The organism is Chitinophaga hostae (assembly GCF_018224885.1).
GTDB classification, from domain to species: Bacteria; Bacteroidota; Bacteroidia; order Chitinophagales; family Chitinophagaceae; genus Chitinophaga; species Chitinophaga hostae.
This window is the reverse complement of record NZ_JAGTXB010000006.1, coordinates 197,330-218,656: the sequence shown is the minus strand read 5'-3', so window position 1 is coordinate 218,656 and position 21,327 is coordinate 197,330. Positions and strand designations below refer to the sequence as shown.

The following is a 21,327-nucleotide window of genomic DNA, read 5'->3' as shown; positions in this document are numbered from 1 at the left end:
TGCCCCTCTTTGCGTTTTTAAAATAAAAAGCCCTTGCGCTGGGAAGCGGAAGGGCTTGCGTGTTTTACAACATTTATCAGAAGTCGTAATAAAGCTGCCGGAAGCTGCTGCGAAGGCCAAACTGGAAAATCAGCTCTTTATTATCATAAAGGGCATTTTTCTCCCTGCGACCAGTTACTGACATTTCCAGGCGTAAATTATATTTAGGATTAAGTAAGAAAGCAACGGTACCCTGAACATACATCAGGTTAGTTTTAAGTCCCTGACCTATGCGATTGCCGAAATCCTCATGCCGGGTAAAGTAAGACTTATAGATATCCTTACCATAATTGATCCCCGCAGTATCAAGACCGTACTTCGCCACCATCAGCTCTCCCTTAAAAAACCATCTTCTGTATTGATAGTCGGCGATGTTTACCCATTCTACGAAATTGGCGCCCATAGGGTGTGCTAATGGCTGATTGTAGTGTCCGTAGTTATTCAGGGTAGACCGCTGAGAATAGGTGTAGGGTCTGGCGGCATTTACTTCCGTTAGCACATTCAGTTTGGGCACCTTGAATATGTTGTTGGAACGGAAACCTATCTGCCCGCCAAATTTATTTGCCCACCAGCCATCTCCACTGGTTATTTCCTTAAATTTAAATTCGTCGAGTACAAACTGGCCATAAATAGTACTGTTCGCAGAAGCCGCATATTTAACGTTCAGCCCCATTAATGCATTATCGGGTGACCCTACAGAAAACTCTACCGGGCGGAGAAATACAATCGGATTAAGGTAACTCATGTCGAAGCCTCTCTTGCCGGAGGAGTCGGAATCCTGCCATATTACTGCTTCAAAGAACCCTATGGATACTTTTTTGGACACATTCCAATCGAGATAATTGAATACTCCCCATTTTTTGCGATAACCGTTATCGTAAGAGGCTTTGGGGTATTGCATATCGATAAACTGCGCCCACATGGTGGTATACTGGATCCTTCCTACATTGGCTATCACTTTCAGAAAAGGGTAGTTAAAAGAATTATCTGATAGCAGCATGGACCTATATCCATCCCCGATAAAATTCTTGTCATATCCCAACTGAAAGTCGAGGAATTTGCCCGCTTTATAATCAAGCAGGGCAGAGGAGTATGCGAAATCAAATGCTTTACCCTTATTATAATCTTTCCATTCGCCCTGACCGGGAACTATTTTAGTACTCCGCCCGTAGCTGTCAATATATTGAGGGAATTTGCCCTGATTCTCATAAAATTCAGCCCGGAAGGTAAAATTTTTCCCGAGTCGGCCTCCGGCAATCGCTCCACGTGTATTCAACCACGTAGTCCCATTATCGGAGCTATGTCCCAGCATAAAATCGGGTAAGAAACTTGCATAGAAATCATAATCTTCCTGGTGATATTCCAACAGGTGTTCATTAAACAGCTTCCGGTGAAACCAGCTCCGCTTCTTCGTTGTATCTCTTTCCTGGGGAAGATCGAAGACGGGCTGTATGGAATAATCCCGCTGAGATGAGTGATAACTGCGCCAGTTAGTATCTCCGACGGGCTTGTAGAAGCCAAGTGAAAACTGTCGTCCGGCGCTTTGAGCGTTTGCATTTGAGGTTATAGCCAGAGAACAGATGGTTAACAGCGCTAGTACGTAGCCTTGTTTATGCATATAAAATGTATTGCTTGCCAGGGGCAAAGATAATGGTTTCCAAATCAATGACGTTTATCAAGTAATTAGATTTCCATTAGACCAGGGCACACTACTGAAATTGCCCTTTCACCTGCTCATATACTTTTCGTATACCCTCTTCGAGAGATATACCTGCTTTCCATCCGTAACTGTTGAGTTTTGTTACATCCATTAACTTCCTGGGTGTACCATCCGGCTTTGATTTATCAAATGTTAACTGGCCGGTATATCCAACTATCTTTTTTATAAGAATTGCAAGGTCATTAATACTAATATCCTCTCCTATTCCAATATTAACAAGGCCTGGCTCGTTATAATGCTGCATCAGGAAAAAGCAGGCATCGGCCATATCATCTGCATGCAAAAACTCACGTTTAGGCGTTCCTGTTCCCCAGATAACTACTTCGGGTTGATTATTGACTTTTGCCTCATGCATTTTACGCAACATTGCGGGTAATACATGTGAGTTATTCAGGTCATAATTATCATTAGGGCCATATAGGTTTGTGGGCATTACAGAAATGAAATTCCGGTTGTATTGCGCACGATAAGCATCACACATTTCTATGCCGGCAATTTTTGCAACAGCATATGGCTCATTGGTCGGTTCCAGCGGACCTGTCAGCAAATATTCCTCCTTCATAGGTTGCGGGGCCATTTTAGGATAAATGCAGGATGAGCCGAGGAACATGAGCTTTTTAGCGTCATTAACGTGCGCATGATGAATAACATTGTTCTGTATCATCAGGTTTTCGTAAATGAATTGTCCGCGATAGGTGTTATTCGCCATTATCCCACCAACCTTGGCGGCTGCCAAAAAAATATAATCAGGTTTTGTTTCCTGGAAAAATGCCGCCACTGCCTGCTGGTCTCTTAAATCCAATTCTTTTGAGGTACGGGTAATAATGTTGTCAAAGCCCTCCTGTTGCAAGCGCCTTACAATTGCAGAGCCCACCATACCTCTGTGACCGGCTACATATATTTTGTCCTGGGGGTTCATTTTATTCAAATTGATTTAAAACTTTATAGCCAGCATCTTTCAGCAGCTTTTCGCGTTGGAAGAGTTCTACATCAGCTGCCACCATTTCCTTTACCAATGCTGCCAAATCATATTTAGGTACCCACCCCAGCTTTGTTTTGGATTTTGTGGGATCCCCAATGAGTAGTTCAACCTCAGTTGGTCTGAAGTACCTGGGATCAACTGCAACAACCTCCTGTCCCACAGTTAACGGAGCTTCCGGATGAGTGTTACTTTTTACATATCCTTTTTCATGCTGTCCCTCTCCTCTGAATTCAATTTCAACGCCCACCTCCGCAAATGCCATCCTGATAAAATCACGTACGGTAGTGGTAATACCTGTAGCAATTACAAAATCTTCGGCGGTTTCCTGTTGCAAAATAAGCCACATGGCCTCCACATAATCCTTTGCATGTCCCCAATCGCGTTTTGCGTCCAGGTTTCCCATATAAAGTTTATCCTGCATACCCAACGATAGCTTTGCCACTGCACGGGTAATTTTCCTTGTTACAAAGGTTTCCCCACGCAGCGGACTCTCGTGATTAAACAGGATACCATTGCAGGCATACATATTATAGGCCTCGCGATAATTTACGGTAATCCAGAAAGCATACATTTTGGCCACCGCATAGGGCGAACGCGGATAAAAGGGAGTTTTCTCCGACTGTGGTACTTCCTGTACCAAACCATATAATTCCGATGTAGATGCCTGGTATATTCTTGTTTTCTTGGTCAGGTTAAGCAAACGGACGGCTTCCAGGATGCGAAGCGTTCCTATACCATCAACATCAGCCGTATACTCTGGTGCTTCAAAACTTACCTGTACATGGCTCATTGCGCCAAGGTTATATATTTCATCAGGCTGTACTTCCTGGATAATACGGATAAGATTAGTACTATCAGTCAGATCGCCGTAATGAAGTTTGAAGCGGACATCGGCTTCATGCGGATCCTGGTATAAGTGGTCTATCCTGTCTGTGTTAAAGAGAGAACTTCTCCTTTTAATTCCATGCACTTCATATCCTTTCTTGAGCAGTAACTGCGCAAGATAAGCACCATCCTGGCCAGTAATACCTGTTATAAGGGCCTTTTTCATATCCTTAAAAAATATTAGTATTATAGAATGTAACCAATTTATACTGCTTCCAGCACACTTCTGTAACTTTCACTTATAATGCTCCATTCATATCTTCTTTTGGCAATCTCCTTCATATCGCATCCAATGGCATTCAGCACCTGCGAACCTCCTTCGCTTTTCTCCTTTAGTAATTTGGTCAATGCAGCTGCATCTTCAAAGTACAAACATTTGTCTTCAGTAGTAGCACGGTTGTAAGGTACATCAAATGCAAAAATAGGCAACCCCAGGTACATTGCTTCTACCAGAGAAGGATTTGTTCCCCCGGCCGAATGGCCGTGAATATATACCTTACAGTTCGACCGGAGCAAATCCAGTTTCTCCTGATCGTAGATGGGAGCTAATAATTCAATGTTATCAAAGGCGCTGTATTTCTCACGCAATGCCTTTCCATAGGCTGACTTCTCCCAATTACCAACAAACTTTATTGGCTGGCCACTCTGTGAAAAGGCTTCCAGTATAACATGAATATTATTCTCGGGTTCAATTCTGCAAACTGAAAAAGCATATGATCCTTTTTGCGGATACAGGTTCTGTATGATGTGGTCCGCGCCATACTCAATGAGACAGCTGTCTTTTTGATATTCCTGTTCAATGTAAGTACGGATCTCACTATTATCAGCGATAATTTTATGCCCGAATTTTACACCGATATATTCAGAGAACTTTAAAAACTTCTTTGCAAAAGTATTCCATTTATTCCGTCTCCATTCGAGCCCATCTATATGAACAATCAGTTTTTTGTTGGTGAATAACCTGATAAAGGGCAAAAACAAAGCACCGGAAACGCCTAAAACAAGCAGAATATCATGCCCTGAAAATACGGCAGATGTCATAGAAACAATATCATAGGGAATACTTTGCGCTCCATTTGCATTTAACCTGATGTATTCCAGCTTGGTTCGTCCAAAACGAGCTGGTTTATCTTTATAGGCTGGTGCGCTGCAGTAAACAGTAAAATCAAATTCATTATCCAGATGCTGGACAAGATGATGAACTAATGTTTCAAAACCTCCATAACCAGCGGGTATTCCTACCGTGCCTATTATTGCTACCTTTTTCATTTACGATTTCAATTCGACTTTGCTGATTATGTATGTTTCTCCAAAATCCTTTTGTAGGCCGCATAGGTATGTTCCGCGGTCTTCTGCCAGGTAAAGTTTTCTTCTATATGTTGCCTTAAGCTTTCAGGAACACCTGCATTAAAAGCAGCATCAATCGCATTTTTTATTGAAGCAACATTTCCTGGCTCACAATAAAAAGCCATTTCTTTAAAGTAATCCCTTGTATCTCCGTTTGGTGTTACTACGATATTTGTTTTCATTGCACCGGCTTCCAGGGAGGAAAGGCCAGGTGTTTCCATCCAGCTTACCAGGGCGTGTACCTTTGCAAGTTTGTAGAATTGCGGTAACTTTTCGTGTTCCAGGTGATTGATAAATGTTACGTTATCACCTGCCTCTTTTTTGAGGTTCTCATAATACTGAATATGGTTTTTCCCGGGCTTTCCGAGTATAACCAGCTTGTAGGAAGTACCTGCTACTGCTTTTACAAGATCCGATTGACATTTCCGTCCTTCTATCCTGGCAACAGAGAGGATACAATCTTTGTAGGGCAGATATTCTTTTTCAATTTCCACCTTATCAGGATCAAATAAGGATAAATCTACTGCGTTAGGAATAACTTCATATGCCGGATGCTTCAGGTTAAAATCATGAATAACACGATTCATTTCTGATTGTGAATTTGGCAGAAATATATCTGTGTTCTCTACAATTTTTTTGAGCGTTTTATAATATCCTCTCAGCAGCAACTGTATGCTTCCTTTGTGGAACTCCCCGCCTATGAGTGCGCGGGCCGCTATTTTTACATATTCTATCTGAAAGGGATTTAACATTCTAAACAAGCGACTTCCCAATCCCATCCTGCCATAGCGGTCAAAATCCGTATATAAACCGTAAATGGTGGACAACGCCACAGGTTTACCATATTTCTTTGCATTCATTACCTGCATCAATGACTCCTGCGCTCTCATCAGGTTAAACACATGCACAAGGTCGTATGATGATAAATCCGGACTAAGATCAGTTGAAACGTCGATAGTTATACCATATGCTTCTAAATATTTCTTAGTTTTTAACAGTTGAATTGTATCTCCTCCGGGAGCGTCAAATAATGTTTTCCGAGATTGAAATAATACTCTCATATTAATACTATTGCAGTGCTAACTCATACTGCCTGCGTTTTTTACTATGCTTTATTATCAATAAAATAAATACTATACCCGTAGCGGATAATCCATTATATAGTGTATGCCCCGCAAAAACGGAATGGGCAAACAGCGTAACACTACACCAGCCCAATATCCTGCTTTGTCGAAATGCCATTCTTGTACAATAAAAAATTAAGGCAAAATACAGCACCAATCCCAACAAGCCGTAAAAGAAAAATGTATCGAAGCTATCCATCTCGAGCATCTTATAATTTAACGACAGCTCCCCAGGCAGCTCATAAGACAGGAATGAACCAGCTCCAAAAACAGTTCTTAATAATAAAAAAGATGATCTGTTGAAAGAACTGAATGCTTTGTCCAGATAATCCTCACGACCACTTAATATAAACCCTAACCAGGATGATTTATGTTCAAACCTGAAAATAATAAGTTCAAAAGCTATTTGTAAGGCATTGCTTATCGGTGTCCAATAGATCCACACGACCGATATAAATATTATTAAAAAAATATATCTAAAAATAGCAGGAAGCTTCCCGACGGCAAAAATAAGGTTTACCATCAAGAAAATAACGGAAGCCTTGGTAGCTATCAGTACCAGACAAATCAAGGATAACCAGTAAACCATCTTATGGATGGTTTCCGTTAGAAATCCTTTTTGAAAACCGTATCTTAATAGCAGGGATAATACACCAATCAATACTCCTAATCCATTACCGGAGGAAAATAAGCCTTGTGATCTGAAGAACGAGCCAGAGATACCCGTTTTAATAGCCAACAAGTTGCCTATTAAGAAAACTACACATAAAAACCATGTAAACTTATAAATAAGCAGTAATATGTCTTGCTCTGTATAATCTTCTTTGGTAAAGATTTTATCTAATGCAAAAAATATAAAGGCCGCATATACGAATTTATAGGAAAAAACCAGACCTATCAACAGCCCCTTAATACTCTGATGTGCAACGAAGGCAGCCGTTTCCATTGATATAAGATACAATGAGGCTATAAGGAGTATGGTGTAACGTTGCCGCGATTGGATAATGACAATAGAAAGCCCTATCAGGGCAAAACGAATCAATTGGGACGGCGTACCTATCCCACCGCTTGATAACGTGTCTCCTCTTACCAATAGTCCCGTCAAACTATCGAAAATCGGAACCATTATCACTAATATGAATAAGAAAAAACGATTAAGTGCATGCCCTCCCATAATTAATCAATTCTATTAATGTAAACTGTTCTAACTGCATCAGTTAGCAATTGTACATGATTTTCTATAGAAAAAGAAGCAGCATATTCTTTTGCATTTTCACCTAAATAGAAGTATTGATGGGGGTTTTCGGCAATCCTGGCAAAACAGGCAGCAAGCTCCTCGTTGTCGTTTTCCTTTACAAACAACATGAAATCCTTTCGTGGGAATTGATTGAAGATGGCGTTATCGTAAGCAATAATGAGTCGGCCAGTCACCATGAGCTCCAACAAATTGTTTGAAACACCGCTTCCTCCCGCTTCTGTGTTGTTGGCCTTGGTTAAAGCTACACCACCATGAACACTCCCCAACAATTCGTGCATCCGGTCATTGGATATTCTCCCAATCAGTTCGCAATTGGACGTATTAGTTGCAAACTCCTCCACCTTCTTCTCCCCCCACCCTACAAATACAAATGAGATCGCTTCCTTCAAAGCAGGATACTTCTGGTTAAAGATGTTGATTGCATCAATAAAGTTGCCAGCACCTTTTGCTTCGTAAAATCTGCCAATAAATGCAATTTTTACTGGCTTGCTATCCAGATTTTTAAGAGAAGATACATTCACATATCTCCTGATATCAATGGCATTGGGGATAACTTCTGAATCTATTTTATACTCATTAATATAATTTTCCCGGGTATCCCATCCGTTAGCAATCACCATATTGGCGTCTTTCAATGATTTACTTTCCAGGGAAAAAATAGGTTTAGAAAAAATGCGGGATTGATGGTTCCGGATATGTTTGCTCAGTGTAGTTCTTAACCACACCAGGTGTTTTACTTTTTTCCGATATCCTAAAAGATACAGGGATATCCAGTTAAAAATACCGGTAGGGTAACTCCCTATTGAAATAACAATATCACCTTTGTCTTTTTTTATTTGCCTGATCGCCTCATGGTGAAATTTGAAGAGTTTTAGGAAGTTAAAAAACAACCCTTTTTTCTCAGAAAGCAATATCGGCCTATAATTAATTAATCCTTCTATACTGCTTCTAACTAATGATACCTGCTTTTGGGGGTCCTCCTTATAAAAGATATTGATGGTATCAAAGGATTGTTGGTGACCTTTTGTGTTTATTTCGTTTAGGAAAAGCCGGAGCCATGTTTCAACACCTCCATTACTTGGGTCAAGGTCCGAAAAAATTATAATGTTTATATTCATGTTCAGGAGCTATTCTCTTTTTTTAATTATTCGCGCCGGGTTTCCTCCAACAATCATGTAAGGAGGGACGTCTTTTGTCACGACCGCCCCTGCTGCCACAATTGCTCCCTGGCAAATGCGAAGACCCGGCAAAATAATAACATTTTGCCCGATCCAAACATCATCCTCAATAATTACCGGCATTTCCGGCGTAGCTCCCTGATAGTATATAGGTGTGTCTGTTCTTGAAAAAATGTGGTTTTGGGTTAAAATAGTAACATTTGGCCCCATTAAAACATAGTTACCAATGGTAACCTTACCTTTAATCCACGCATTTACGCCAATTGCTGAATAGTTACCCAGGGTAATTCTTCTTCCAAAAGATGCTCCTTTTTCGACAACCACAAAGTCGCCACATTTATCGATAAGCAAACGGGTAAAAAATATCCGGCATTTCCCAAACAAATTGAATCCAAATACGGGAATATCAGGCATATTCTTTACAATTCTGTAGCCTACGAACCCCAATAAAACACTGGCCCTACGAAAAACAAGCATCATATTTTTTATGGTTTATAATATTTTTTCGGTCAACTCATCTTCTTCTTCCCTTTCATTTTCAGCCAGAGAAGAATAAGCCATTCATCACTCCTGTAGTCCAGGTGTGCTTTCGGCTTTTCATTCATTATCTGATCAAACTCAGTTTCAGTAAAGCCAAGCTTCTTCAAAACATAAGCTTTATCCTTTTTAAAATCAGCTGGGGCATACGGTTCCTGTTCAAGTTCCCTCAGTGCTTCCTCACGGGATATTTCACTATTCCTGATTAAAGCTGATAAATGTACCTTTCTTTTATCAACATTAAACTTTTTTAATAAAATATAGGCCTGATAGAACTTGGTAAAGGTAGATTCATAGTGTTTGCCACCATAGTCTTCCCACCCAAATTCCGCTTGCAGGGTCCTTATTGCATCATGTTTACTGTAGTTGATTTTATTAAGTATCTCTACATAAACTCCACCCAGTTTAAACAGTTTTGATAATTTTAATCTGATAGAACTCATGGTAGGAAATGCTTTTATAGGCATTGTACCAAATTTCTTCTGAATATCTCTAATGTTTACAAGGTCCTGCTTTCTCCATAACCACGAATTCGGCATTCCATTTTCAGTTCTGATATTGACGCCAGACAAAACATATCTTATACCATGTTTTTTTCTAATATCAAACATAGTTGCCATAATAGCATGGTCCGTCAGCATTTCTATATCTATTACACCTGCCTTAAAGAAAGAACGCTGCAAATCTCTGAATTCTGCCCAATTAATAACATAAGTTTCCAGGTCAAATCCATATTTTTCCACCATTTTCTTAATGTTGGATACAGCTATGGATGAATTCCAGCCGTTATCAAAATGCACACACAAAGGATTTAATCCCATTTTATGGGCTAGATAAACGGTATAGGAACTGTCCACCCCTCCACTAACCCCAATTATTGAATCATATACGCCACGCTGGTCTTTTTTTATTTGTTGCCGGATGTCAAGCAGACTCTTCTCTTCCTGTTCCTGCGTAAAATAGTAATTAGGTAAAATTTTTTCAAGATACTGACAATAATTGCATACGCCATTATTATCAAATAAAATTTCCGGATCAGTTGTATCCATAACACAACGGGTACATACTTGGATGTTACTAGGCATGAGATAATAATTCTTTTAATTTATTAAAACTTGGATAAGATATCAAGACGGCACGGTGAGGACCCTGGTATACGAAAAGGCTTCCAATAGCCACTGCAGAAGCCCCTGCTTCGGCAGCCAAGGTAATATCCGTTAGCTTTGAGGCACCTCCGCAAACCGTTACGGGAATGCCAACGGCAGCAGTTATCATTTCAATTATTTTCAGATCAAAACCGAGATAAGTCCCTTCCCTGTCAACATTATTTATAAAGAGCTCACCACAACCCAATGACTCCAGTCGTTTGGCATACTCAACAGGAGATATATCGAGCGTCTTCTTTTTTACATGGTCGTACACCATATAGTTACCCCATAGATTCTTTTTTATATCCATGGCGCCCACGATAGTGGATTGTGCAAAATTTTGGGAAGCTGATGAAAGAAACGCGGGATGGTAAAGTGCATGATGATTAATTACCACTTTTTCAACCCCAATCTTCAAAATCTGTTCAATTTGTACTAGCGAGTCGATTCCACCGCCGTATGAAAGTGGCATAAAGCATTCCGAGGCGAGATCTTTAATGACCTCCAGAGATGGCTTCTTTTTTTGTTGTGAGCATTGGATATCGATAAAAATGAGCTCGTCAACTTCCTTTTCGTTAAAAATCTTTACCGTATTGATCGGATCTCCCAGATATTTGGCATTCCGGAATTTTTCCGTTTTCACCAGTCCACCGTCTGCCAGTAACAAACTGGGTATAACTCTAACTTTAAGCATGGATTAAATAACTATTAGCTATAGCAACGAAAAATTGTGTAAAAGCTTCAATCCGAACTGATGGCTCTTTTCCGGATGAAATTGTGTTCCAAAAATGTTGTCGTATTGGAAAGCGGCACAAAAACCGCCTCCGTAGTTGCAGGAAAAAATCACATTATCTGTTTCCAAAGGCTGAACAAAGTAAGAGTGTACAAAGTAATAACGAATCTCTTCGAGCTCGGTTAATTGCCGGTGAAGTGGGCTTTCTCCCATAACATTTACCTTGTTCCAGCCCATATGCGGAATTTTTAAACCAGTGTCCGCGGGGAATACAAATTTCTTTGTTTGTGCACTTATCCACCCAAGTCCTTTCTCTGTTCCTTCTTCACTGTCTTGGGTCATTAATTGCATTCCCAAACAAATACCCAGAACGGGGATCCGCTCTTCCAGCACTTTCTGATTAAGAACCGAAACCCATCCCTTTTCATTTAACGCCTTCATACCCTGGTCGAAGGACCCCACCCCCGGCAATATAATTTTACTGCTGTGCAGTATTTGCTCAGGCTCTTCCACTATTTCGTTTTCATGTCCAAGGTAATCCAACATGTTCTTTATCGACCCCAGGTTTCCAAACCCATAATCTACTATTGATATCATAATATCATTCCTTTATTTTTCTCAATAAGTTAAAACTCAACACTAACGAAGTCTGGCACATCATGGCCTACACGGTAAGATGGGCAATAAATGATTACTACATAATGGTTACGCATAAGATCTCTCCTCCCTCTAGTATAGGACTCATAATATTGGGTTAAATAAAGAAAAAACTATTTCAACGGGAGATTTACAGGGGCATAGCAAGTTGCTATCCATATTGGGTTAATCCAATTTTAAAGCAGGTTAATACTGATTCAATCAGTCCAACCGGATACATATTTATATTTTTTTAATACCTAAAAGGTCTTTTTTGTACATGAAAACAAGCAAAGCAATTCCCAGAATGCCGACTACATAGAAAAAAGGCGAAGATATAACCGCCAACAGAACCGCCAGCGCAATAACTCCAAGGGATATAACCAGCTTCTTAATGTCGAGGTCTATATGGTAATTTTTCCTGCCGAAATATGATCGACAGCAGAAAAATACTATGTAGCCCCCCAGCATTGAAATAGCAGCACCTAGAGCACCATAAGGCTTAACAAGGAAAAAAGCAATTATTCCATTTGAAACCAAGGAAGAGGAAATAATGTACAGGTGTTGAAATGTTTTACGCTTATAATTGATACCAACCACTGTCACCTCAGACAGTGTATATAGCATCGGGATAAAAAGCAATATTGGAAAAATGGGTAAAACTCCAAAGTAAGACTTGGGCAATATCATCAACACAACATCCTGGAAAAGGATGATGAGTAAAATAAGTGTACCAAATGTAAATACCAACGCGTTAAAGATGGTTTTATATACACTTGTATCATCGGGATGATTCTTATATCGTTCCAATGAGTAGGGGAACCAAAATGACGTAAATCCCGTTTGTATAACATTCAGGCTAAAGGCTATTTTTGACGCCGTGGCATATAAACCAATTTGCGTAAAGTCGCTATAGCTGCGCAGAAATGTTCTATCTACTCCCTGGAATAACCAGTCGAGCAAAAATGTAGGAACAAAAGGCAGGCTATAAAGTAATATCTGTCCGATAAGTTTTTTATTAATTGGCGCCCTTTTAAAAAGGGTTAGCCACAATTTATAGTTGAACGCAAGCCCAAATACCAAACCTACGAACTGTGATAATATCAGGCCAACAAGTATTGCTTTAAAATTGGGTGCAACAAATTTGGCATATAGTACGACAAAACAGAAATTGAAAATTGCCTGGATTACCTGTATAAAAGAAAACCGGGAAGCACTCCCCTGCATCCTTAATGTCATGGTAGATATCCGCAACAACACACCTATAATTAATGCGATTGATAACAGATGTACATCCTTTCCATCCGGCGTGTCAAAAAGAAAAGGGCTAATGATATGCTTTCCAAGCTCTATCAATGCAAGGCTTAACGAGCAAGTAAATACGATTGGTAGCAAAGAAGCCCGTAAGATACTTCCCTTATCTGAGGATTCATTATAAAAACGGGCATACCCCTGATCTATGGCTAACAATGCAATATTGAGGCTTAGACTAAAAGCCAGCGTAAACATGGATGCCTTCCCAAACTCTTCCGGCGTGATGAACCAGGCTATAATTGGAGTTGTGATCAGGCCAAGTGCAGCCTGTATCCAGGTTCCAACAGAAAATTTCGCAAGTGTTTTTAAGAAATTCATTTATACTCCCTCATTCAATAATTTAAGCTCAGCAGCAATAACAGTTTCATGACCTGACTTCAGCTTTATTGCTTCCGAAGCATTCTTTGAAATGTAAGAGAATTGCGGATAGTCATTCACCAATTTCTCAATAGCCAAAGCTAGTTCTTCCGCATTACTTGTCAGGTATCCTGTTTTTCCATTTTCTACAAACTCTGGTATAGCAGTATTATCAGTTGTAACAGGTACTAAACCGCTAGACATGGCTTCACACATAGAAACACCCTGAGCATCTTGCCTGGTGGGGCATAAAAAAATCCCAAACTCACTATGAACGGCAGGTATCTCGTGATTAGGGATCAAGTGATTATGTAAATTTACATTCTCTAAGTCAGCAACGGAAGCCGTTATTTTATCATAGAATTTCCCTTTCCCATAAATATCAAATTGCAGGGTAGGGAATATTTCTTTCGCTCTCAATAAATTTATGGCAGCTACTGCTATGTCGTTAGCATATTTTCTCGTTTCAAAAGATCTGATGAGAAGTATCTTCCTGGACTTTTCTAATGTTTTCTCCTTATATTGAAAAAGGCTCGTATCAATTGGGTTGGGAATAATATTAAAGTGCTTAATCTTACAGAAAGTGTCTGTCTCAGCAATTTTTTTCATCCATTCCGAAACAAAGATAAATTTAATATTGCTGTTCTTATTGGAATGACGAATAATCCGACGCAGGTGGAATAGCTGAAAAACATTTTTAGCCACGTAAGTGAGAAATTCCCGGATTTTCTTCCAATTCATGTAGTACATGCGCCTGTACCAACCTAAAGCCTCTTCTCCATGTACCCAAATAAAAACCGGAATGGTGAGTTTCTTTAGAAACGCATCATAAAACCACCCTCCAACAAAATGAATACCCATTACATCGGGCTTCTCCGCATCAATATCTGCCACAAAATCTGACTTCCTGGAATGATTATGAACGGTAATCCCCTCATAAACATAATTCCTGGATGCCTCAAAAGGCCTGTAACCAATTACCACAATATCAAAATCAATGGTGTAATACTTTAGCCTTGAGTGCACAAAGCCATCTCCATAATGATTTTCGTAACTCGGATAATTGCTGCTTAAAATAACCAGTTTAGGCCTCTTTTTCAACATCACTAAAAATATTAACTTGTTGTTTCATGAATTCCAAAATGCGCTCAGTCGCTTTCCCATCACCATAAGGATTTTGCAGCATGCTCATTGTCTTATAGTGCTCCTTGTCTTCCAACAATTTTTTGCAATTTGTATATATCTTTTCCTTGTCTGTCCCAACCAGAATAACAGTACCCGCCTCAACTGCTTCCGGCCGCTCAGTTGTATCACGCATCACTAACACAGGCTTACCAAGACTGGGAGCTTCCTCCTGCACACCACCACTATCTGTTAAAATTAGTTTGGAGCGGTTCATCAACCAAATGAAACTTGGATATGAGAGTGGACTTATAAGTTTAATATTATCATAACCAGACAATTTTTCGTATACCACATCCTTTACATTTGGATTCAAATGAACCGGATAAATAATTTGAACATTGTCAAGCTTGCTTATCTCTGATAAAGCTTCACAAATATTTTCGAATCCCTGACCATGATTTTCTCTTCTATGGCCGGTCACCAGAACAAGATCTTTATCAGCGTGCAAAATACTTTTTAGGAATGTTATTTCTTCACTTGAAAATCCACTCTCAACTTTTTCTACGCTTTCAAACAGTGCATCGATCACTGTATTACCGGTAACACATATTGTTTCAGGTTTCACACCTTCCGCGAGCAAATGTTTCCTCGCGGTTAAAGTTGGTGCAAAATGATAATTTGTTAAGAGTCCTGTAAATCGCCTGTTAATCTCCTCCGGGAAAGGCGAGTAAATATTGTAAGTGCGTAACCCTGCTTCAACATGACATATCTTCACACCGGAATAAAAAGCCGCAAGACTTGTCGCCATTGTAGTAGTTGTATCACCATGGACAAAAACAAAGTCTGGCCTAAACTCATCAAATATAGGTTTTGTTGCTTCCAACAGCTTAGCTGTTAATCCATGCAACGTTTGCCCGGTTTGCATAATATTCAAATCGTAGTCGGGCTGTATTTGAAAAAAGTCAAGTACCTGATCTAACATTTCTCTGTGCTGGGCAGTTACACAAACCTTTACATCAAAGAACTCATCATTCTTCAACCCAAGAACCAGGGGAGCCATTTTAATAGCCTCAGGCCTTGTCCCAAATACAATTAACACTTTACTCATTAACGATAGATTTACACTATTTTTTTGTAGATAAAGAAATTCGCAAAGGACTTTTGTGTGCCTACTCCCGGGTAAGGATTCTCAATTTCTTTTATTAATGTCCATTCAGCTTTATTGGCTGCAATCCAATCGGTAAATTTCCTATGAAGCACATGATCAGTATCCCGCTGATTAATGTTCGTAGAATAGATTATTACAAATTTTTCAGCCTGACCGAATAACAAATTCATGTATGTTTCAAACAAATCATTTTCTATAAGGTGATAGAGCACATCCATGGAAACACCCAACTCTGCCTTATTTCTTGAACTTAAAGACTTAATACTTTCTTCATTGTTAACAAGAAAGGATTTAGAACTATCGTTTGCATACTTCTTTCTACATGCATTCACCACTGATTCGGAGATGTCCAGCCCTAAATAATTCTTATAGTTTATAAGGCCCAATTGATGTCCATCCCCACATCCAAATTCAATCGCTGTATTAATATTATTTTCTTCTAAAAATTTATTTAAAACATCTGCTTTAAAAGCGGCAAGCCTGCCATAGGAACCATCTCCGGAATTCCCACCAGAAGCGTACCGACTTTCCCAAAAATTCTGAGTATTAATAAACGGTTTAGGCTTTTGAAATAAAGTCCTTGCGAAAGAAAATAATCTTAACATACTAGATTTTTATTTTGAAGATAAAATGATACAAGCGTCGTAAATTCTCTCTATTATCTCAACCACTTTCAAACCTTCCAGCGCATTTGTTGTTATATGCGCTCTCCCTTTCAGTACATCTATTACATTATCTATTACATAATGGTGATTTTGAGCGGATCCCTTATAAGCTCCATAGTCGTTACCAGGATTAGTAGGGGCCAATTCAGGAAGTATATAATCTTTTACATGACAATATTCCACTTCATTCATGTATTGACCTCCTATCTTAATACTTCCATTTTCAGCAATGACTGTTAAAGAGCTTTCAAGGTTTTTATCCCATACAGAAGTAGAAAAATTGATAGCACCTAGTCCGCCATTGATAAAATTAAATGTTACAAACCCGCTGTCTTCAAAATCTGTCAGCTCTTTATGGTTGTGATCTGCAAGATTTGAATGTATATTTTCAATGTCACCGAACAGCCAATACATGATATCAATAAAATGGGAAAACTGCGTAAACAACGTCCCTCCATCCAGTTTCTTTTTGCCATGCCAACTGTCGGGTTTATAGTATCTGTCGTCCCTATTCCAATAGCAATTGAGCTGCATCATATAAATCTTCCCAAGCTTGCCGGATTCCACCAGTTCTTTTATCCATACAGACGGTGGTGAGTAGCGGTTCTGCATTACAGCAAATACATGTTTATGTACCTGCAAAGACCGGTATATAACCTTTTCTGCTTCCTGCTTATTTAAACCCATCGGTTTTTCAATCACCACGTGTTTACGGGCATCCAGCACCTTTAATGCCTGCTCAGAATGATAGCCATTGGGTGTAGCAATATTTACAACATCAACATCTATTCCTGATGACAAAAAATCCTCCAGGGAGTTGAAAAAAGGAGCGTTAAATTTCTCAAGATTTAACCCGCTTTCTTCTTTAACGTCAATTAAAGCTACCAACTCCGCTTCCGGGTTACGTTGAACCATTTCAGCATGGCGCTTGCCTATATGCCCACAACCAACAACGGCAAATTTTACTTTCTGATCTTTTGCTACCATTATTTTGTCCTTTTAACAATTTGATTTTCCAGCATATACTCCTGCTCACTTTCCGGACAAACCGCTACGTTATCATGAAATTCCAACCGGTGGCCAAATTCACTTACCCAACCTATCTGCTTGGCCGGATTACCCACCACTAGAGCATATGAAGGTATGTGCTTGGTTACAACTGCGCCGGCGCCAATTAGCGCGTACGCACCTATATTGTGTCCACAAACAATGGTAGCATTGGCTCCAATTGATGCCCCTCTGCCTACCTTAGTTTCCAGGTAATGTTCCCTGCGATTAACAGCACTTCTTGGATTAATCACGTTAGTAAAAACACATGACGGCCCGAGAAAAACATCATCTTCACAGATAACACCAGTATATACTGACACATTATTTTGAATTTTTACATTACTCCCCAATATGACTCCCGGAGATATAACGACATTCTGCCCGAGATTACAATTGTTCCCTAATGTACAACCACTCATTACATGCGAGAAATGCCAGATTTTGGTACCCTCTCCAATCGTACAACCTTCATCAATTACAGCTGTAGGATGCGCATAATAGCTCATACCGATTTAATTAATAAATTCCTTAATGTTGTCTATAATAAAATCCAGTTGTTCTTCGGTCATTTCCGTATGAATAGGTAAGGAAAGTACCTCCCGGCATAAAGCTGCTGTGTTACCCAAATTTCCCGACACTTTCCCAATGCTTTTATATGCTTCCTGTTCATTCAGAGGAACCGGATAATATATCATTGCCGGAATACCTTTTTCCTCCAAAAATGCCTTTAACTGATCTCTCTTTCCCTCTCCGATGCGTAATGTATACTGATGAAAAACGTGCGTAGAGTTAGTTACCCGCAACGGAACAGTTATTCCCGGTAAATCACCCAGCTGTTTATCATAATAAGTAGCCGCCCATTCCCTCGCCGCTGCATATTCGTCCAGGTGGGCAAGTTTTATATTCAGAATAGCTGCCTGCAATGAATCCAGGCGTGAATTTATTCCTATATACTTATGAACATATTTTTTAACCTGCCCATGATTGGCAATCATCTGCATACGCTCTCCCAACTCTTTATTGTTGGTATAAACCGCACCGCCATCACCATAACAACCCAGATTTTTGGAAGGAAAAAAAGATGTACATCCAATATGCCCAATAGCTCCAGCCATCACCTTACTGCCATCACCTGCTGTATACCTTGCTCCTATTGCCTGGGCAGTGTCTTCTATAACATGCAGTCCATGTTTCTCAGCCAATTTCATAATCGGCTCCATATCTGCGCATTGACCAAAGAGATGAACAGGCACTATCGCCTTGGTTCTGGAGGTAATTGCCTGTTCAATTCTGTCGGCAGTAATATTAAATGTTTCCGGATCCACATCCACCATTACAGGTACCAGGCCTAAAAGGCCGATTACTTCTGCAGTAGCAACATAGGTAAATGCCGGAACTATCACTTCATCTCCTGGTTTCAGATCCAACGCCATCATAGCTATTTGTAAGGCATCCGTACCATTTGCGCAGGGTATAACTTTCTCAACACCAAGGTAGTGCTGCAACGCTTCCGAAAAGCGCTTTACTTCAGGGCCGTTGATAAATGAGGTGGCATTTATGCATGCCGCGATTGCCTCATCAATTTCTGACTTAATCTTTAAATACTGACCCTTGAGGTCAACCATCTGAATATTTCCCATATTAGTAATTATAAACGAGCATCTACCAATGTTCTGTCCAGGAATGATTTTGTATCAAAGATGACAGCGCTGTTATCATTTTTTAGCTTCCCATAGTCGAGGTGCCTGAATTCATCATGCGCTACAGCAATTATAATTGCATCGTACTTATCTGCAGAAATATCCTCTAACAAACTAATTCCATATTCATGTTTCACTTCTTCACGATTGGCATGAGGATCATATACACTAATTGATACCCCAAACAAACTCAGCTCTTTATAAATATCCACTACCCGTGAGTTCCTGATATCCGGACAGTTTTCTTTGAAAGTAACACCTAAAATCAGCGCCTTTGAACTATTAATTTTAATCCCACCTTTTATCATCAGCTTAATTACCTTGTTGGCAACAAACATCCCCATATTATCATTTACCCTTCTGCCTGATAATATTACCTGTGGATAATATCCCAAAGATTCGGCTTTATGGGCAAGATAATACGGATCAACACCAATACAATGTCCGCCCACCAAACCTGGTTTATATTTCAGAAAATTCCATTTGGTGCCGGCCGCTTCTATTACATCATTGGTATCAATACCAATTCTATCAAATATCAAAGCCAATTCGTTAACGAAACTGATGTTAATATCGCGCTGAGCATTCTCAATAGCTTTGGATGCTTCCGCCACTTTAATGCTAGGTGCCTTATGGATACCGGCCTCAATGATTGTCCCATAAATTGATGCAACAGCTTCGGCGATTTCGCTAGTGGAACCGGAGGTTACTTTCTTTATCTTAGTGAGCGTATTTACTTTATCTCCGGGATTGATTCTTTCCGGAGAATATCCGCAGAAAAAATCAACATTGAATTTCAAACCTGAATACTTTTCCAAAACCGGCACACAATCATCCTCAGTACAACCAGGATACACGGTGGATTCATAAATAACGAGATCATTCTTCTTCAGCACTTTACCTAACATTGCAGATGCCTTAATTAAAGGCTGCAGATCCGGGGCTTTAAACTGATCAATAGGGGTGGGTACTGTTACAATATAAACGTTACAGGTTTTAAGGCTATCCGGGTCATAGGAAAAGGTCAAACCATTTTTCCCATCTTTATTATTGAGTGCTTTATGCAACACTTCTACATCCGCTTCTTTTGTATGATCTTCACCTTTATTGAGTTCTTCAATCCTTTTTTCATTGATATCAAAACCCATCACATGATAATGCTTGCTAAACTCCAGTGCCAACGGCAACCCAACATAACCTAATCCTATAATAGCTATTTTATATTCAGAAGTCATTTAAAATGTTTTTTAAATAAATCAATTCATTATCTCTTTATAAAGTCTTCCAAGGGTGAGAAAGACAACTATGAAAAACCCTCCTATTACACCACCTGCAACAAGCCCTTTGGCTTTGCCCAGTTTTTCCTTCTTCAGAGGCAAAATAGGCACATCTACTATTTGTATAACCGGGGTTTCCTGAGTCATGGTAATTCTGCTCAGTTCCAGGTTTTTCACGACCTCAGCGTACATAGTTTGCAGTACCATTTTATCCCGGTTAACCAATTCGGAACTAACTGTTGCCACTCTTCTACTGGGGTTAATATTAAAATCCTGTGTAACAGCAGCAGAATATGTTTTCTTGTTTAATAAAACTTCAAGAGAATCCGCGCGGTCCTGCAATTTATCAACATTGCCTTTGGAGCGCTGTGTTTTGGTAGATACGTAGAAATTAATCGCTTCCCTTACCAATCGCTCTGTAAACACCTTGGAGAATTGCTCGTCCCGTGTAGCGACTTTTACTTCCACAAAAGAAAGCTTTTTGTCCGGCTTCTCGACTTTTAGTGCAGTCTTCGAAATCGCTTCATAGATGGTGTTTAATAGACTATCCTGAACCACTGTAAAGCTGCTTCTTTTCACATCTGAGGGTAAACGAACTCCTTTTAGCTCCGGCTTTTTATCTATGCTGGTTCTGATATCATATATGTCAAAATACAGGTCGGCCAGACTGGTAGTTTTTCCATCTCGCTGTATAGGTGATAACAGGGTTTTTTCAATCATCAACCTCGTTTTCAGAAACTCAAGTATATTCTCCCCGGAAAAAATGTCACTTCCTCCTCCGCTCAGATCGAGTCCAAACTGGCTCGCCAGTCCCGCATATGAACCTAAAGGATTACTGCTGCTTTCCTCTACTACAAAAGTCAGCCTGGCAACATAATCAGGTTTACTCAAGAAAGCACAAAGGAGACCACCACCAGCTCCCAGCAAACCAAACAAACCTATAATCAACCATTTACTTAAAAGAAATTTCCACCACCCTTTAAGCTTGAGGATTAGATCTTTCAGCGACATTTCATCATCTTGCCTTGATGCTTGAAGATTTTGTTGGGATTCCATGTATAATCCTTTCGTAGAATAAATTAAA

19 protein-coding genes and 1 pseudogene are annotated in these 21,327 nt (G+C 39.7%); all 20 read right to left on the bottom strand.

Going from position 1 to position 21,327, the window contains the following annotated elements; all coding sequences use genetic code 11:
- Positions 1–76: 76 nt before the first annotated feature.
- Positions 77–1,657 carry a hypothetical protein gene (locus KE626_RS14660; protein ID WP_211973662.1) on the bottom strand — a complete coding sequence of 527 codons (1,581 nt, stop codon included), beginning with the start codon at positions 1,655–1,657 and terminating at the stop codon, positions 77–79.
- Positions 1,658–1,748: 91 nt separating this feature from the next.
- Complete coding sequence (fcl, locus tag KE626_RS14655) at positions 1,749–2,678, bottom strand: GDP-L-fucose synthase (protein WP_211973661.1); 930 nt, start codon at positions 2,676–2,678, stop codon at positions 1,749–1,751.
- A gap of 1 nt (position 2,679) precedes the next feature.
- On the bottom strand, positions 2,680–3,792 hold the full coding sequence (gene gmd / locus KE626_RS14650; RefSeq protein ID WP_211973660.1) for a GDP-mannose 4,6-dehydratase: 1,113 nt from the start codon (positions 3,790–3,792) through the stop codon (positions 2,680–2,682).
- Between the two features lie 38 nt (positions 3,793–3,830).
- A complete protein-coding gene (locus KE626_RS14645; RefSeq protein WP_211973659.1) occupies positions 3,831–4,895 on the bottom strand; it encodes a DUF1972 domain-containing protein in 1,065 nt (354 codons plus the stop codon).
- Between the two features lie 26 nt (positions 4,896–4,921).
- A complete protein-coding gene (locus KE626_RS14640; protein WP_211973658.1) occupies positions 4,922–6,034 on the bottom strand; it encodes a glycosyltransferase family 4 protein in 1,113 nt (370 codons plus the stop codon).
- A gap of 7 nt (positions 6,035–6,041) precedes the next feature.
- Positions 6,042–7,271, bottom strand: coding sequence for a hypothetical protein (locus KE626_RS14635; protein ID WP_211973657.1), 1,230 nt, complete (start codon positions 7,269–7,271; stop codon positions 6,042–6,044).
- Between the two features lie 2 nt (positions 7,272–7,273).
- Positions 7,274–8,473, bottom strand: a complete 1,200-nt coding sequence (locus KE626_RS14630; RefSeq protein WP_211973656.1) for a glycosyltransferase family 4 protein — start codon at positions 8,471–8,473, stop codon at positions 7,274–7,276.
- 15 nt (positions 8,474–8,488) lie between these two features.
- Positions 8,489–8,647, bottom strand: a pseudogene (locus KE626_RS35065) (DapH/DapD/GlmU-related protein); the annotation flags it as partial.
- 395 nt (positions 8,648–9,042) lie between these two features.
- Entirely contained in the window at positions 9,043–10,155 is a 1,113-nt protein-coding gene (locus tag KE626_RS14620) for an N-acetyl sugar amidotransferase (protein ID WP_283093154.1), read from the bottom strand.
- Complete coding sequence (locus tag KE626_RS14615) at positions 10,148–10,912, bottom strand: AglZ/HisF2 family acetamidino modification protein (protein WP_211973653.1); 765 nt, start codon at positions 10,910–10,912, stop codon at positions 10,148–10,150. The genes KE626_RS14620 and KE626_RS14615 overlap by 8 nt, the downstream gene beginning before the upstream one ends.
- A gap of 18 nt (positions 10,913–10,930) precedes the next feature.
- Complete coding sequence (hisH, locus tag KE626_RS14610) at positions 10,931–11,548, bottom strand: imidazole glycerol phosphate synthase subunit HisH (protein WP_211973652.1); 618 nt, start codon at positions 11,546–11,548, stop codon at positions 10,931–10,933.
- Between the two features lie 282 nt (positions 11,549–11,830).
- A complete protein-coding gene (locus KE626_RS14605; protein WP_211973651.1) occupies positions 11,831–13,219 on the bottom strand; it encodes a lipopolysaccharide biosynthesis protein in 1,389 nt (462 codons plus the stop codon).
- Positions 13,220–14,362, bottom strand: a complete 1,143-nt coding sequence (locus tag KE626_RS14600) for a glycosyltransferase family 4 protein (protein ID WP_211973650.1) — start codon at positions 14,360–14,362, stop codon at positions 13,220–13,222.
- Positions 14,343–15,491 (bottom strand): non-hydrolyzing UDP-N-acetylglucosamine 2-epimerase, encoded by a 1,149-nt coding sequence (gene wecB, locus KE626_RS14595; RefSeq protein ID WP_211973649.1) that lies wholly within the window; start codon positions 15,489–15,491, stop codon positions 14,343–14,345. The genes KE626_RS14600 and wecB overlap by 20 nt, the downstream gene beginning before the upstream one ends.
- A gap of 11 nt (positions 15,492–15,502) precedes the next feature.
- Positions 15,503–16,156, bottom strand: coding sequence for a methyltransferase domain-containing protein (locus KE626_RS14590; protein ID WP_211973648.1), 654 nt, complete (start codon positions 16,154–16,156; stop codon positions 15,503–15,505).
- A 9-nt stretch (positions 16,157–16,165) separates the two neighbouring features.
- Entirely contained in the window at positions 16,166–17,203 is a 1,038-nt protein-coding gene (locus KE626_RS14585; RefSeq protein WP_211973647.1) for a Gfo/Idh/MocA family protein, read from the bottom strand.
- Positions 17,203–17,772, bottom strand: coding sequence for an acyltransferase (locus KE626_RS14580; protein WP_211973646.1), 570 nt, complete (start codon positions 17,770–17,772; stop codon positions 17,203–17,205). The genes KE626_RS14585 and KE626_RS14580 overlap by 1 nt, the downstream gene beginning before the upstream one ends.
- Positions 17,773–17,778: 6 nt before the next feature.
- The gene (locus KE626_RS14575; RefSeq protein ID WP_211973645.1) at positions 17,779–18,906 is read right to left on the bottom strand and encodes a DegT/DnrJ/EryC1/StrS family aminotransferase; all 1,128 of its coding nucleotides are present in this window, start codon (positions 18,904–18,906) and stop codon (positions 17,779–17,781) included.
- A gap of 8 nt (positions 18,907–18,914) precedes the next feature.
- Positions 18,915–20,201, bottom strand: a complete 1,287-nt coding sequence (locus KE626_RS14570) for a nucleotide sugar dehydrogenase (protein ID WP_211973644.1) — start codon at positions 20,199–20,201, stop codon at positions 18,915–18,917.
- A gap of 21 nt (positions 20,202–20,222) precedes the next feature.
- Positions 20,223–21,299, bottom strand: coding sequence for a lipopolysaccharide biosynthesis protein (locus tag KE626_RS14565; protein WP_211973643.1), 1,077 nt, complete (start codon positions 21,297–21,299; stop codon positions 20,223–20,225).
- Positions 21,300–21,327 lie beyond the last annotated feature (28 nt).